This window comes from Horticoccus luteus, assembly GCF_019464535.1.
Taxonomy (GTDB): Bacteria; Verrucomicrobiota; Verrucomicrobiia; order Opitutales; family Opitutaceae; genus Horticoccus; species Horticoccus luteus.
In genome coordinates this window covers 1,701,098-1,714,990 of record NZ_CP080507.1, presented here as the reverse complement: position 1 = coordinate 1,714,990, position 13,893 = coordinate 1,701,098, and the positions used below count along the sequence as shown (strand labels likewise).

Sequence of the window (13,893 nt, the reverse complement as noted above, 5' to 3'; positions counted from 1 at the left end):
CGGGTGAACATCAAAGCGAGGCGCGAACCTTTTGGATTTCGTAGCTCTCGATGACGTCGCCGATTTGATAACCGTTGAAGTCGTCCAGCTTGATACCGCACTCGAGGCCCGCGCGAACTTCGTTCGCATCGTCCTTGAACCGTTTGAGCGTGTCGACCTTGCCTTCGTAAACCACCTCGCGGCCACGACGCAGGCGCGACATCGCATTGCGGTTGATCTTGCCTTCCGTGACGAGACACCCGGCCACAAAGCCTTTGGCGAGCGGGAACGTCGCACGCACTTCCGCTGCGCCCAACTTCGCTTCCTTCTGCTCGGGCTCGAGCAGGTCCGCCATCATCTCGCGAACCTTGTCGCCCAATTCATAAATGATCTGGAACGATTCGATGCGCACGTTGTGGTGCTTGGCGAGCGGCGTAACTCCGTTTTCCAACTTCGTATTGAAGCCGACGATCACTGCTCCGGACGCACTAGCCATCAGCACGTCGTTCTTGGTGACCAGACCTACGTCGGCCGCGAGCACTTCCACCTGAACCTTCGTGCTTTTGATGCCGTCGAGCACGGAACGCAGCGCCTCGGTCGAGCCAAATACATCGGTTTTGATGAGCAGCTTGAGGACCTTGTGTTGCGTGGCCGCGATATCGGCGAACAGCTGCTCCACGGAAACTTCTTTCGGTTCGGCCGCGGCGACGGTCGCTTCCTTGCGCGTGCGCTGCTCGGCTTCCTCGGCGAGGCGTTCGGCCTCGCGGGGATTTTTCACGGCGCGGAAGGTGGCTCCGCTGTCCGGCGTGCCCGACCAGCCGATGATGCGCACCGGCGTGGACGGCGTTGCTTCCTTGATCTGTTCGCCTTTGTCGCTGAAGAGCGCTTTGACGCGGGTCCAATGCTGGCCGCACACCAAAGCATCGCCGACCCGAAGCGTGCCGCGTTGCACAATGACGGTGGCGACGGAGCCGCGCCCGATTTCGATCTCCGATTCGATGACGACACCGCTGGCTTCCGCCTTGGGGTTCGCCTTCAGCTCAAGCACCTCGGCTTGGAGCAAAATCATTTCGAGCAACTGATCGACGCCCGTCCCTTTGATGGCCGATACCGGCACGGTGATCGTCTCCCCGCCCCAGTCTTCCGGAGCGATGTTGCGCTGCTGCATCTGCGATTTCACCTGCTCGATGTTCGCACCTTTCACGTCCATCTTGTTCACCGCGACGATGATGGCGACATCGGCATTCTGCGCATGCTTCAAGGCCTCGTCGGTCTGCGGCATGAAACCGTCGTCCGCTGCGACCACCAACACCGCGATATCGGTGACGTCCGCACCTCGCGCGCGCATTTTTGAAAACGCGGCGTGGCCCGGCGTATCGAGGAACGTCAACTTCTTGCCTTGGAATTCAATCTGGTAGGCACCGATGTGTTGCGTGATGCCGCCCGCTTCACCGCTCGCCACGTTCGCCTTCCGGATCGCGTCCAACAGCGAGGTTTTGCCGTGATCGACGTGACCCAGAATGCAAATAACCGGAGGACGCGGCGTGAGATTCTTCTGCTCTTCTTCTTCAATCTTCGCCTTCGTGTCGGCCGTCTTTACCTTCTGAGGCGCCACCGCTTCACCGCGATGCTTCACTTCCAAAAGGAAACCGTATTTCTCCGCGATTTTCATCGCGACCGGCTCGTCCAGGCTGGAATTGATGCCCGCGAATCCACCGGTCGCCTGACTTACTTCACTGATGAGCTTAAATGGCTTCAGACCGAGCGCCACTGCCAAGTCCCGCACGATAATCGGCGGCTTCATCGGCAGCAATTTCACTTCGCCTGAACTCGTCGCAGGCGCGATGGCACCCGCGCCGGGCACCGCCGGCGCCAAAGGCGGCGCTGACACCACCGGAGGCGGCACAGGCGCAGAAGGCGGACGAGAAATCGGCGGCGGTGTCGAGGGAGCAGCGGAAAGCGGACGGGCCGTCACCGGCGGCGTGGCCGGCGCGCGCAAGGGCGCGGGAATCATGGGCGGCGCGTTCACGGGACGCGGTGCGGACACCGGCGCCGGAACGGACGGAGGCGCCTTGGCGATGGGCGGCAATGGCGGCGGCACCGAAGGCGGTGCTTTCGCCGGCAACGGGGGCGGCACACTGGCGGCGGGGCGTGCCGCGGGTGCGGCGGCCGGAACCGGCGTGGGCGGCGGATTCTTCGCCGCTGCCGCAGCCTTCGCCGCGGCTTCCTTTTCGCGCACGATATCGTCGGCCGATTTTACAAACACACCGGCGGGGAGATTCACGCGGGAGACTTCTGGCTCCTCGGGATGCTGCGGAGCGGCCGCGCCCTCCCCGGTCGTCTCCTCCGCAGGAGACGCTACTGCTTCCGTGGCGACCGCCGCCGCGCGCGGGCCAAATTCTTCGCGCAAGGCATCCGCGTTGATGTTATCCACAGTGCTGGAGACGGACTTCACCTCGGCGCCAATGATTTTGCGCTCCCTCAACAGCGAGAGGAGTTCCTTGTTCTCTAGACCGAGTTCTTCGGCCAGCTTGTGGATACGTATACTCATCAGACGATAAAAGTGATTACTTCTGGGTGCGGGCGATGATGTCGTGGGCTTCCTCTGGAGCGAAGCCACCTTCGACCAGATCTTCCTCGGTTACACCTTCGAACACGGCGGGCGAATTGATTCCCATGCCCACCAGTCGGCGGGCAACTTCGTCGGGCAGGTTAAACGCTTTCACCAGCGCCGACACGGCCGCGCCCACAGGATCGTCACCCTCCGCTTTGAACTCTTCGATGTCAAGGCGCCACCCGATCAGCCGCGAGGTCAGACGCGCGTTCTGTCCCTTGCGCCCGATCACCACGGCCAAATCATCCGTCGCGACTCGCAACACGATCCGGTGGTTGCGTTCGTCGATGTTGATCTCGCGCGGCACCGCCGGCTTCAACGCCTCAATCACCATCTCCCGCGGACCAGGGAAGAACTTGACGATGTCGATCTTTTCCCCGCCGAGCTCGCGGACAATCGTCTTCACTCGCGCGCCCCGCGCGCCCACACATGCTCCCACCGGATCCACCTTCGGATCCGTCGAGGTCACCGCAATCTTGGTCCGGTAACCCGGCTCACGGGCGAACGCATCGATGCGCACGGTGCCGTCCGCGATCTCCGTGACCTCGAGTTCGAACAGGCGGCGAACAAATTTCGGACTCGCGCGCGACAAAATGATTTCCGGTCCGCGCGGCGTCGAATCGATCGAGAGCAGCAGGCAGCGCACGCGTTCGCCAGGCTGGTAATCTTCGCCCGGCACCTGTTCCTTGCCCAGCAACACCGCCTCGGCCTTGCCGAGATCGACGAACAAATCGTTGCGCTCACGCCGCCGCACCGTGCCCGTCACGATGTTGCCCACCTGATCCTTGAAGTCGTCGTAAATGCGATCCTTCTCAAACTGCCGCAGACGTTGCATGACCGCTTGCCGCGCCGTTTGCGCCGCGATCCGGCCCAGCGTCGACGGATCGATCTCGCGTTCAATCATGTCGCCCAACATGGCGCCGGGCTTCACGGCCTGCGCCTTTTCCACGTGAATTTCCGTCTTCGGGTTACCCACGGAATCCACCACCTTCATCAGCGACCACGCATGTAACTGGCCATTCTTCGGATTGATATCGATCCGCAGCTCCTGGCCGGAGTTGATCCCTTTTTGCGCGGCGGTCTTCAGGGCATTGGCAATCGTGGCGATCATCTCGACCCGACTGATCCCCTTCTCCTTCTCCATGTATTCTAAGACGGATAAAATTTCGCTGCTCATAGGTGATGTTTAATGGGAAAAAAAAAGCGGGCCGCACGGCCCACTTTCTTGAAAGTGGCTGGTTCTAGAACCGGAGAAGATATTTTCCGCGTGTAAAACTTGTCAAGCTCCGCGCCCCGCGCTCGTTGCTTCACGCGCCAACCGCCAGCCGAGCAATCCTTGCAACGGTCCATGCGCCGCCGGATTTTCCCGGCCCCCGAAAACGCCCGCCCGTCGCAACGCCCGCTCCTGCCCTTCCGGCAGATCACCGGAAAACCAGTGCCACCACGGAGCAAACAAATCTTCGCCTGTGCGCGCAGCCATCAGCGGCAGGAAGCCATCGCAGACCAGATTGTCCCACCTCGTGCCTCCCACGGCTTCACCCGCCACGAGGTCACTCCACGCGCGGCGTCTCGCCGTGAGATCGTTTTTATGACGAAACGTGCGTGTGGCCTCGACACCCGCTCCTTCAAACACCCTTCCTGCCGCAGAGATGAGTGCCTCCGGCCAGTCCGGCCGAGCCCTCACCCACGTGGCATATTGACGCAATCGCACCCGCGGATGGTTGGCCGGCCGCACACCTTGCACACTCCAAGACTCACGCTCGGCCGCCCATGCCACATCGGGATCGACCCCTCTCCGCACCCATTCCGCCAGCCGCCAGCGCGCCGCAGTGCGCAGCATGGGCACGCGATTGAACCGATAGCCGAGAATTTCGAGCGCCGCGTGATGGCACGCCTCGCTCCACCCCAAGCGTTCGATCCGTCGATTCGCATCCCGCACTTTGCGCTGCCAACGCGTCTTCGCGTGCTCGCGTAGCATCGCCGTCAACTCCTCCGCGCTGCGGCCGACCCATTCACGCAACGCCTCATCGAGCGGTTGATCGACGAGCGACTCGACGGCGGCGTCATCCGCGTAGCTTTCGAGGTCGCGATGAAGAAGTGGCAGCAGCGCCGCGACCGGAATCGCTTCGCCGCCTGCCCCGCGAGTGACATGTCCCGCTGCGGGAGGGAAGAGCACGACATGCAAGATCACGTTGCGATAAGCTGGATCCGCCGCGTGCCGATGGTTCGCCCAATCTTCCGCCCTCAGATGCAATTCGACATCACCCGTTCGCTCCGAGCCCTCGCCGATCGTCACTCGCGCGCCCTTAAAATCCGGCCCGCCCAGCAGATTCCATTTTCCCGCCTGACCGATCGTCACGCGTTGCCCATCGATCGTCGTCAACTGGTCCCGGACAAATTCGCCGGTCGCCCAAATCCGCTGCAGCAGCTTCTCCGGGAACGAGAACGCGCCATACAACCCCTGCATCTCAGCCACATCCCCTGTTACGCTCATGTCCGTCGCGCCCATAAGTCACTTCCGTTTCCGCGAGCAATCAGCCGCGTGGGTTAACACTGCCCGGATCCTCTCCTGCGCACCGCTGATACGGCGCGCCAACTCGTCCGGGGAAATCACGGCCGCACCCAACGCCTCAACGGTCGATCGCTCCGCGATGTCCGCGGTGGAGACGACACAATCCTCTGGTCGTCGTGCGCGGCCCACCATCTGTTCAATGACATCGTCCGCGGTCAGCCCGCTCGAGGTGAAAATGACCGTGAAGCTCGCCTGACCCGCGGGGTGTTCTACCGTTACCTCGGATCCACGCCCGTCGAATACCACCGTCACGCGGCAACCCGCGGCGTCGTGCAAGCTCGTGGCACTGCTGATGAGACGCTCCCGGGCGGTGTTGCGTTCCCGCCGCAAGAGTGGCCGCAGTTCCGGCCAGGCGTGCATCACATTCGGACCGTCGATAATGAGATGCTGCTCAGGAGCCACGCCTCAGACCAAAGCCCTCCGCGCGTCTCGAAGCAATGCCGCAGCGCCCCTGAAAAACGCGATTGAAAGCGCCCTCCAGTTGCCAAACGCTCTTCCGCTCGGTTCGGAGAGGTGGCAGAGTGGTCTATTGCGGCGGTCTTGAAAACCGCTGAGCCCGCAAGGGTTCCGGGGGTTCGAATCCCTCCCTCTCCGCCACCGCCCGCGCGCCTTTTCTTCTCTGCGCCTTACTGAGTGTTTGTCGTCCCCACTGGCATCGGTGCTGGCATTAAACCTGTCTTTTCCACCGCACGGTAGAGTTCGTGCAGCGCATCTTCCGCCGCGGCGCCGTAGGTGTCGCCTAATCCAAATCGACCAGGCGGATTCGCCCATCGCAGCGCCATCCCATTAAACAGGCCGAGCTGCCGCGTCTCCCGCGCGTTCTGCAGACTCGCGCTGAACGTGCAATTGATGTTCCCCGAATGGTCCATGCGCCACTCGACGAGATTGAGCGTCAACAGCACGCACCCGGGGCTTGGCTCACCGCGCGATACTTCGGCCAAGGGCCCGCTGTAGCCGTCGTGTCGAAATACGTCCGTCAGATGCCCCACCAACGCGGCGGCGATATCGTCTTCCAGCAACGGCTGCCAAGTCGGTGGCACATTGATGTTCACCTGCAAGGTCCCGGGCGCGGTCGGCGTTACCGGCGGAGCCACCGTCGTACAGCCACTTGCCAAAAGCACGATTCCGACGAGGAGGCTGAGGAAAAAATGCGAACGTTTCATAGGCCAAAAAGGCAGGAGGAAATCATCGTGGCTTACCTTACCGCACATTAGTCGGCGTCGGTATGGGAGAGTCGCCGAAACACGCCTGCGATTTTGCGCCATTCCGGTCTCCGCCCGCGCAAATCGTCTCTCGCTCAATAACGGCCCGCCATCGTGCCCAGTCTTGATTCGATGAACGCCACCGCTTTCGCTCCAGCAACCTGCCCGCGGTTGCCCCTCCTCCCCTCTCATGCCTTCTCCGCACACCATCAAAACGTTCTTCCAAGAAAACGGCTACTACGTCGCCCGCGGTCTCTTCTCTGGCGCTACGCTCAAAGAGCTCACCCGCGACTTTGACCGCATCGTTCGCCAACTCACGCGCGCCGGTGAGCTGAACTCCGCTCAGTGGAGCGGTGAACGTCAGGCCAAGATTGGCGGCGCGAAAAGCACGATCACCCACACGCATAACGTGCAGTGCTACTCCGCTGCGTGGCTGCGCGCGATTCAAGCCAAGCCGTTCCTCAACGTCACCGAAGCGATTCTCGGCCCGGACATCGTACTCCATCACACGAAGCTCTTCCAAAAACCCGCCGGGAACGGCATGCCGTTCACGATGCATCAAGATTGGTCCTACTTCCCCTCGGTCAAGGATTCGATGATCGCCGCCGTGATTCACATCTCCCCCGCGACCGATAAAATGGGCTGCCTCCGCGTTTATCCCGGCTCTCACAAGCTTGGTCGCGCCGCCCACACAGGTGGACAGGAACCCTGCGCCTTGCTCGATCAGTATCCGTTGGACAACGCCACTCCACTCGAAGCGGACCCCGGCGACGTGGTCTTCTTCCACTACTTCACGCTGCACGGTTCGAAGCACAACCGCTCGAAACGCCTTCGCAAAACCGTCCTCGTCCAGATGCACGCCGGCGACGACGAAATCGAGCCTGGCAACACGCACCCCAACGCCCGCCTCACGCTGCGCGGGTGGAACCACCGCATCAACCGCGGCCTCGCCAACACCTGAACGCGCTCTCGGCCACACCGCCGAGGCCATCCGTATTCGTCCCGACAACCCGCTTTCACTTTCCGACTCCACCTATGCGCACTGTCCACCTCATCTTCAACGCCCACCTCGATCCCGTCTGGCTCTGGCCATGGACCGCCGGCGTCGACGAAACGCTCAACACGTGCGTGAGCATGTGCGATTTCCTCGATCGTCACCCCGACGTGATCTTCACGCGCGGTGAAGCGTGGGTTTACGAACAAGTGCGCCGCCACGATCCCGTGCTGTTTCAGCGCATCGTGCAACACATCCGCGCGGGCCGGTGGTCGGTCGTCGGTGGCTGGTGGATTCAGCCCGACTGCAATCTCCCTGGCGAGGAAGGCTTCCATCAACAGATCACCCTTGGCCGCGACTGGTTCAAGCGCCACCTCGGCCTCTTTCCACGCATCGGTTACAACGTCGATTCCTTCGGCCACAGCGCCGCGCTGCCCGACCTCATGGCCGCCCACGGCCAGCGCTCCTACGTTTTCATGCGGCCAATGAAACACGAGCGCACCCTCCCCGCCCGCGTATTTCGCTGGCGCGGCCGGCCCGGTGGCGCCGAAATCACCGCCTTCCGGATCGCCGCGGGCTACTGCACCATCTTCCCGCCCACTCTGGATCTCGTGGAGCAAAGCCTCTCGGAACTGCCGTCCGGCGTGGACGACACCATGTGCTTCCTCGGCGTCGGCGACCACGGTGGCGGACCCAACGAAGCGATTCTCGAGTGGACGCGCCGCCTGCCCGATCTGATGCCAGGCACCCGCTTTCTCTATTCATCGCCCGAAAAATACTTCCGCGCCCTCGCTCCGCAGGTCAAACGCCTGCCTCTGGTGACCGGCGAGCTGCAGATGCACGCCATCGGCTGCTACAGTGTGCATCGCCCTGTAAAGGTCGGTGTGCGTCGCGCTGAAAACCTCCTCGCCCAAGCCCGCCGCGTGTTGGCCACCGCTTCGCCAGCGGAACGGCGCGCCGCCCAACCCGCGCTCCGCGGCGCGTGGGAGCAAGTCTGCTTCAACCACTTTCACGATACGCTGGGCGGCAGTTCCATTCAGACTGCCAACCGGCCCGCCGAAGAACAACTCGGGGGCGCCGCCGCCGCTGCCGAGACCGTGTTGAGCGAAACGTTTCGCCGCCGCGCCCACGCCCTTCCTCCCGACCCGCGCCAACGTCTCGCGTTTGGTAATTTCTCCGGCGCTCCTTTCTCCGACTGGTGCGAACACGAACCGTGGCTCGAGTGGAGCGTCTGGCAGCCGGACTGGTGCCTGCTCGATGCCCGCGGCCGCGTCGTGCCGCATCAGCTGATCGCTGCCGAGGCGTTGATGCCCGATGCTTTGCGGCTCCTTTTCCCGTTACGGGTCGCCGCTGGCGACATCGCTTCGCTCCGCATCGCCCGCCGCCCTGCCGGCAAGGCTCCGAAACTCACGGGGCCTTCCCCGGCGTTTACCATCACACGCGCGAAGAAACTTCAGCCCACGGCCGGCGCCACGCTCGCGCTGCCGGAGTTTGTGCTCGTCGAAGACAAATCGGATACCTGGTCGCACAACCTCGACCGATTCGCCGGTCCCATCGTCGGTCGCGCTGCATGGTCCGCCCCGGAACAGGTCGAAGACGGCCCCTTGCGCTGCACGTGGCGCACGACCGCGCCCATCGGCGAAAGCACGCTTTGCGCCGATTGGCGGCGCTATCGCGGCAGCGAATTCTGGGAACTGCGGCTGCGGGTGGCCTGGCACGAACACCACAAAATCCTCCGCCTGTCGTGGCGTCCTGGTGCCAGGATCCAATCGCGTAACGACGGCATCTCCGTCGGCGGTCTCGCCCGGACGAGCGATGGCGCCGAGCGCCCGGTGCGCGATCGCTCCTTGCTGCAACTCGACAACGGCCAACGCGCCGGCGTCGTCGCGCCCGACGTTTTCTCGCTCGCCGGCGATCACGACGCCCTGCACCTCACCCTTCTGCGCTCGTGTCCGCTCGCTCATCACGACCCCCTGGTTCTCCCGCCGCATCTACCGCATGTGAATTGGGCCGACCAAGGCGACCACACCTTCCTCCTGCGTTTCTTTGCCGCGGGGCGGGTCACCGCCGCGCAACTCGACCGCCACGCGCTGCATCTTCAACAACGCCCCGTGGCCGCCGATCTCACGCGCGGCATGCCGTTCCGCCCGTTCAAGGACGACCCCAATCGCCCGCTGTGATTGGCCAACTGCCTTCCGCGGAATCGTCGCGTTAGTTGTGCGCCGCGATCATCCGCGCGACCGCGGCCCGAAACTCTTCAATCGAGAACGGCTTGGGAAGATGGTGCTTTCCATGCCGCTTAAGAAAGGCCTCAAACGTTTCGTTCACCACGTCGCCGGTCATGAAAATGAGTCGCGCGGCAGTCGTCGCGTTGGTCGCGAGCAGATGCTCGTACAGGTGCACACCGTTCAGCCCGGGCATCTTCCAATCTGACACGACTACATCGAACTTCCGTCGGGCGATCCACTCTAGCGCCCGTTCGCCGCTCGACGCGGTTTCGACCAAATGTCCGTCGTCGACCAACAGTTCACGGGTGAGTTCGAGAATCCATTCTTCGTCATCCACGACGAGGACCGAGTGGCCGGAGTCTCGTCCGGCGGGTGCCGTGCGCAGCACGAAGGGCGACGCGATGTCGCGCGCGCCGTTCTGCGGCGCCACCGGCAGTTCCACCGTAAAACAGGCCCCGCGGCCCGGCTCGCTGCGCACGTAGATCTTTCCGCCGTGCTCCTGAATGATGCCGTAGGATAAGCTCAACCCCAGTCCGGTTCCTTTGCCCACCGGCTTGGTGGTGAAAAACGGGTCGAAGATGCGGGAGAGATTTTCCGGCCGGATGCCCGGCCCGTCGTCCTCGAATTCAACCTGGACCATCGCTCCCGCGGCGAAGACTCGGACGATAATTTGTCCCTTGTCTTGCACGCCTTGAATCGCCTGGCGCGCGTTGCCCAGGATATTGATAAAAACCTGCTGTAGCTGGTGCGAATCCCCCAGCAGTGCGGGCACGTCCGCCGCCCACTCCGACGTCACCTTGATATTGGAGGTGCGCAGATCGTAAGCCATGATCTCCAGCACCGCGTCAACCAGTTGGCGCACATCCACCAACCGCCGCTCCGGTGGGTGCTGCCGCGCAAAACTCAGCAAACTATGGACGATCTTGTGGCAGCGGTGCGCACTCTTCGCCACGCGATCCTGATACAAGCGGGTCTTCTCGTCCCCCGGCATCTGCGCCAGCAGATCCGAAAATCCAATCACCGCGGTCAACGGGTTATTTAACTCGTGCGCGACCCCGGCGACGAACTGGCCCACCGCGGAAAGCTTTTCGCTTTGGATCAATTGCGCCTGCGTCGCCTTCAACGTTACGACTGCTTTTTCCAATTCCGCGTGCGAGGTTTGCAGGTTGGTCGTCATCCGGTTGAACTCCTCCGCCAGCTCGCCACATTCGTCATTCGACAAGCGTTCGATGCGCCGCGAAAAATCGCCGCGTCCCACGGCCTCAGCGCTGTCGCGCAATTCCCGCAGCGGCCGGGTGATTCGCCGGATGAACAGCCACACCGCCATTGCGCTCACCAGGATGCCCAGCCCGCTCACCGCAACCAGCATCCGCCGCGTGGATTCGAGCCCTCGGCGTCGCATCTCTTGGGACGAAAGCAGCACGTAATGGATCGGAGGCTGCGCAGTGGCCTCGATCACGCCGTTCAACGCGAGAAATCGCTCGCCATTTACAATCACGGGCTCGATCCGTCCGAGCGCGCCGCCTGCCGCTGTGTTCAGCAATTCCGACCCAATCGCCGTCGGATCGGCCAGCGTGCTGGCCACTACCGCGTGATCGGCGACGAGCAGCATCTCCGTCCGCGTGAGCGCTTTCAACTGTTGCGCCGCTGCATCGCCCACTCGCACGCCAACGACCAATGCGCCCGACAAACCTCCGGGCACGGTCACGGGAACCGCCACGACATTGTAAAGCCGGCGTTCCAGACTCGCGCGGCCCGTTCCTGCCTCGCCCGCGAGCGCCTCGTGCGTGATCGCCGCCGTCGCCCGCGCAAACTCCACCGGCGCGGGGGCCGCGTCCCGACGCACGCCCGCCAGCAATTCGTCGTGATCCGTCACAAAGAACATTTCCTCACAGTCGTCCCCCACTTCCTGCAGCAAGTCCCGCAGATAGGCGCGCAACGTCTCGGCATCCCGCAGCCGCAGGATCTGCACAAACCGCCCGTCATTCACGAGTCCGCGATAGCGCGCCCCGAGCTCATCTGAATGGTTCTCCAACGATTGCAGAAACACCGCCCGCGCTGTCATCAACGTCTGACGCGACTCATCCTGCACCTGACTGCTGATCCGGTCGTTGACGATCCACAACGTCACCGCCGGGAGCAGCACCAGCACCACGAGCACCGCCGCCAGCACCTTGGTTTGCAGACTCAGGCGGAAACCTTTCCGGGACGAAGTCACGAATTAGTATTTCGGAAGCGCGCCCAACCCCAGGACGAAATCAACGTGCACTTCCCCTTCGGCCGGCACGACGACTTCCTGCACCGCCGAAGGGAGCCGCTCATGCCACGCCTTCAGTTTGTAAGTGCCCGGCGGCACATCCTTGATGATGAACCGGCCCCGGGCATCGGTCTTGGCGAAATACGGATTCGGCAGGACCAGGATGATGCAATGCATCCGGGTATGAATGGCGCAGAACACGTCCACCCGGCCGACCTTGTCGAAAACGATCTCCGGTGTCTTTTCCTTTTTGTAGTAGCCGAGGTCGAACTCCTTGGCATCGGACATCGAGAACACGTTGTGGAAGATATCGTCTTCGTTGGGCCAGCGAACAGTCGTGCCGACGGCGATGGGTAAAACGTGCGGATCAAAACTCGCGTCTTTCTGCATCGTCACGGCCATCGCCGCTGACGCCGGAGCAATGTTGGCCATCGGCTCGTCGATCGACACGACGAAATCCCGCAGGTGCACATAGTCCATTTTTTCGACGAACTTGTAGCGCCGGCTGGCATACGCGCCGCCACCTTCTCCGGCATCTGATGTCGGCAGCATGCCCTTCGCCGAAACCGTGCCCGTAATGGTTCCTCCGGCCGCCACGATCGCGGCGGCGGCCCAAATCCCTCCGATCAATAATGTCTGCCAGTGACGCATAAGTTGATTAGAATTTCAGTCCGAGCTCGGTGGACAGAAAGTCTTCGTGCTCCCGTTTCACGCCATTGATCATCCGGCCACGTTCGATCGTGTATTCGAACTTCAGCAGCACCGGTGAGGCGAGGCGATAGCCGAACCCGGCGCTCGCTCGCCACAAGCGGTCCGTGCCCGCCGAGCGGTAGAAATAGTTGCCGAAGTCGCCCCAGCCCACGAGCGGATATCCGCCCGGCGCGCGAATTTCGCTCCAGCGCACCGCGCCGTAAACGCGGTCGGCGAGGTTCTGCAGGCCCTCGATATAGTAATAACTGATCCGCCTGGCGTTGTCCGCCGCCCCGTCGTTGTCGTCGAAGTGGGCCCGACCGACCGCCGCCCGGAAATGTCCTCCGCGCCACGTTGCCGCCGCATCACCTTCGAACAACTCGGCGCTGAAGGTCGTCGTTGTCGCCGGCGGCCCGAGCGCCCGAAAAAAGCCGTTGCCGAACCAAAGCTCGGAGGTCGCATCGCCCGCGACGGATAAATCACCCGTGCGCATCGCACTCGCACTGACGGACAACCACTCCGCCGGTCGATAGCCAATGCGTCCGACCAGAGCCTTGTCGGAGTCGTAATCGTGCAACGATTTGTGGCCGCCATTCTGCACGGCAAAAACGTAGGTCCATTTCCCTGCGCCGCCGTAGACCTCGATCCCTTCATCAAACCCCCACAGGTCGCTCAGCGAATGGGAAATGAGCGGATTATCCATCACACCCCGCACTTGATACTCCTCGCCGAACGGAATGTTGAATCGACCGGCGCGAAGCGTCAGCGCCGGCGCTGATGCGCCCAACCAGGACGCAACGTTTTCGAAATCCACGTAGAGTTCCCCGACATGGAAATACTCATCATTCGTCTCCCTCGTCACCATATCGAGACCCGTGAACAAATAGGTGTCCTTCGCCAGCGCCGCCTCCAAAAAAATCTTTGCCTCGTCCACGCGAAACTCCGCATTGGGAAACGCTCCGCCCGCACCTGTTTGAAAAAAGGCGAGTCCGACTTCCCCCGAGAGATGAATTTTTGATTCCGATTCGAACTGCTTATCCGCGGGTGCGGGCGCCTCGTTTGTCTGCACTTGCAGGTTCTCGATCGCCTGATCGTGCCGCACCTCGGAGGTCTGCAGCGCATTCAATCTGGCGCTGAGTTCGGCGATCAACTTTTGCTGTTCGTGCACCGCCTTTTCCAAGCGCTCGTTCTGGGCAATTAGCACCTGTAGCTGCGTTTGGAGAGACGACGCATCGTCCGTCGCCGCCATTCCGCGGAGAGTGGAGATCAGCAATGCGACGATCGCAAAGAGCCGGATGGGGCGAAGCGCCATGCAGCACCGGTCTTACGAAAGCCCTCCGGGTTGGCAAGCGTCTGG

10 protein-coding genes and 1 tRNA gene are annotated in these 13,893 nt (G+C 62.5%); 3 read left to right on the top strand and 8 right to left on the bottom strand.

The annotated features are described in order from the left end of the window. Positions 1 to 10: 10 nt before the first annotated feature. The 4 genes from infB to K0B96_RS07100 form a co-directional block, all read right to left on the bottom strand. Entirely contained in the window at positions 11 to 2,530 is a 2,520-nt protein-coding gene (gene infB, locus K0B96_RS07115; protein WP_220165467.1) for a translation initiation factor IF-2, read from the bottom strand. Between the two features lie 16 nt (positions 2,531 to 2,546). Further along, positions 2,547 to 3,770 (bottom strand): transcription termination factor NusA, encoded by a 1,224-nt coding sequence (nusA, locus tag K0B96_RS07110; RefSeq protein ID WP_220165465.1) that lies wholly within the window; start codon positions 3,768 to 3,770, stop codon positions 2,547 to 2,549. A gap of 102 nt (positions 3,771 to 3,872) precedes the next feature. Then, entirely contained in the window at positions 3,873 to 5,087 is a 1,215-nt protein-coding gene (locus tag K0B96_RS07105; protein ID WP_255558883.1) for a DUF2851 family protein, read from the bottom strand. Positions 5,088 to 5,105: 18 nt separating this feature from the next. After that, positions 5,106 to 5,567 carry an NYN domain-containing protein gene (locus K0B96_RS07100; protein ID WP_255558882.1) on the bottom strand — a complete coding sequence of 154 codons (462 nt, stop codon included), beginning with the start codon at positions 5,565 to 5,567 and terminating at the stop codon, positions 5,106 to 5,108. A gap of 105 nt (positions 5,568 to 5,672) precedes the next feature. Between K0B96_RS07100 and K0B96_RS07095 the strand changes: the two genes are divergently transcribed. Further along, positions 5,673 to 5,762: transfer RNA gene (locus tag K0B96_RS07095), tRNA-Ser, on the top strand. 29 nt (positions 5,763 to 5,791) lie between these two features. Here the strand turns inward: K0B96_RS07095 and K0B96_RS07090 are convergent. Further along, positions 5,792 to 6,328, bottom strand: a complete 537-nt coding sequence (locus K0B96_RS07090; protein WP_220165454.1) for a hypothetical protein — start codon at positions 6,326 to 6,328, stop codon at positions 5,792 to 5,794. A 229-nt stretch (positions 6,329 to 6,557) separates the two neighbouring features. Between K0B96_RS07090 and K0B96_RS07085 the strand changes: the two genes are divergently transcribed. Beyond that, positions 6,558 to 7,328: a phytanoyl-CoA dioxygenase family protein gene (locus K0B96_RS07085; protein WP_220165452.1), complete on the top strand. Its 771-nt coding sequence runs from the start codon at positions 6,558 to 6,560 to the stop codon at positions 7,326 to 7,328. A gap of 74 nt (positions 7,329 to 7,402) precedes the next feature. Continuing rightward, positions 7,403 to 9,541, top strand: a complete 2,139-nt coding sequence (locus tag K0B96_RS07080) for a glycoside hydrolase family 38 N-terminal domain-containing protein (protein WP_220165450.1) — start codon at positions 7,403 to 7,405, stop codon at positions 9,539 to 9,541. Positions 9,542 to 9,572: 31 nt separating this feature from the next. Here K0B96_RS07080 and K0B96_RS07075 read toward each other — a convergent pair whose 3' ends face one another. From K0B96_RS07075 to K0B96_RS07065, 3 genes are read right to left on the bottom strand one after another with little or no spacing between them, the layout of a single operon-like run. Then, positions 9,573 to 11,807 (bottom strand): ATP-binding protein, encoded by a 2,235-nt coding sequence (locus K0B96_RS07075; protein WP_220165448.1) that lies wholly within the window; start codon positions 11,805 to 11,807, stop codon positions 9,573 to 9,575. A gap of 3 nt (positions 11,808 to 11,810) precedes the next feature. Next, positions 11,811 to 12,497 carry a carboxypeptidase regulatory-like domain-containing protein gene (locus tag K0B96_RS07070; protein ID WP_220165439.1) on the bottom strand — a complete coding sequence of 229 codons (687 nt, stop codon included), beginning with the start codon at positions 12,495 to 12,497 and terminating at the stop codon, positions 11,811 to 11,813. A 7-nt stretch (positions 12,498 to 12,504) separates the two neighbouring features. Then, the gene (locus K0B96_RS07065; RefSeq protein ID WP_220165437.1) at positions 12,505 to 13,848 is read right to left on the bottom strand and encodes a porin family protein; all 1,344 of its coding nucleotides are present in this window, start codon (positions 13,846 to 13,848) and stop codon (positions 12,505 to 12,507) included. Between the last annotated feature and the right edge of the window lie 45 nt (positions 13,849 to 13,893).

Excerpts from the sequence above, each read along its gene's own strand:
- nusA (WP_220165465.1), bottom strand. The coding sequence starts at position 3,770 with ATGAGCAGCGAAATTTTATCCGTCTTAGAATACATGGAGAAGGAGAAG.
- K0B96_RS07105 (WP_255558883.1), bottom strand. The coding sequence starts at position 5,087 with ATGAGCGTAACAGGGGATGTGGCTGAGATGCAGGGGTTGTATGGCGCG.
- K0B96_RS07080 (WP_220165450.1), top strand. The coding sequence starts at position 7,403 with ATGCGCACTGTCCACCTCATCTTCAACGCCCACCTCGATCCCGTCTGG.
- K0B96_RS07065 (WP_220165437.1), bottom strand. The coding sequence starts at position 13,848 with ATGGCGCTTCGCCCCATCCGGCTCTTTGCGATCGTCGCATTGCTGATC.
- K0B96_RS07070 (WP_220165439.1), bottom strand. The coding sequence starts at position 12,497 with ATGCGTCACTGGCAGACATTATTGATCGGAGGGATTTGGGCCGCCGCC.
- K0B96_RS07090 (WP_220165454.1), bottom strand. The coding sequence starts at position 6,328 with ATGAAACGTTCGCATTTTTTCCTCAGCCTCCTCGTCGGAATCGTGCTT.
- infB (WP_220165467.1), bottom strand. The coding sequence starts at position 2,530 with ATGAGTATACGTATCCACAAGCTGGCCGAAGAACTCGGTCTAGAGAAC.
- K0B96_RS07085 (WP_220165452.1), top strand. The coding sequence starts at position 6,558 with ATGCCTTCTCCGCACACCATCAAAACGTTCTTCCAAGAAAACGGCTAC.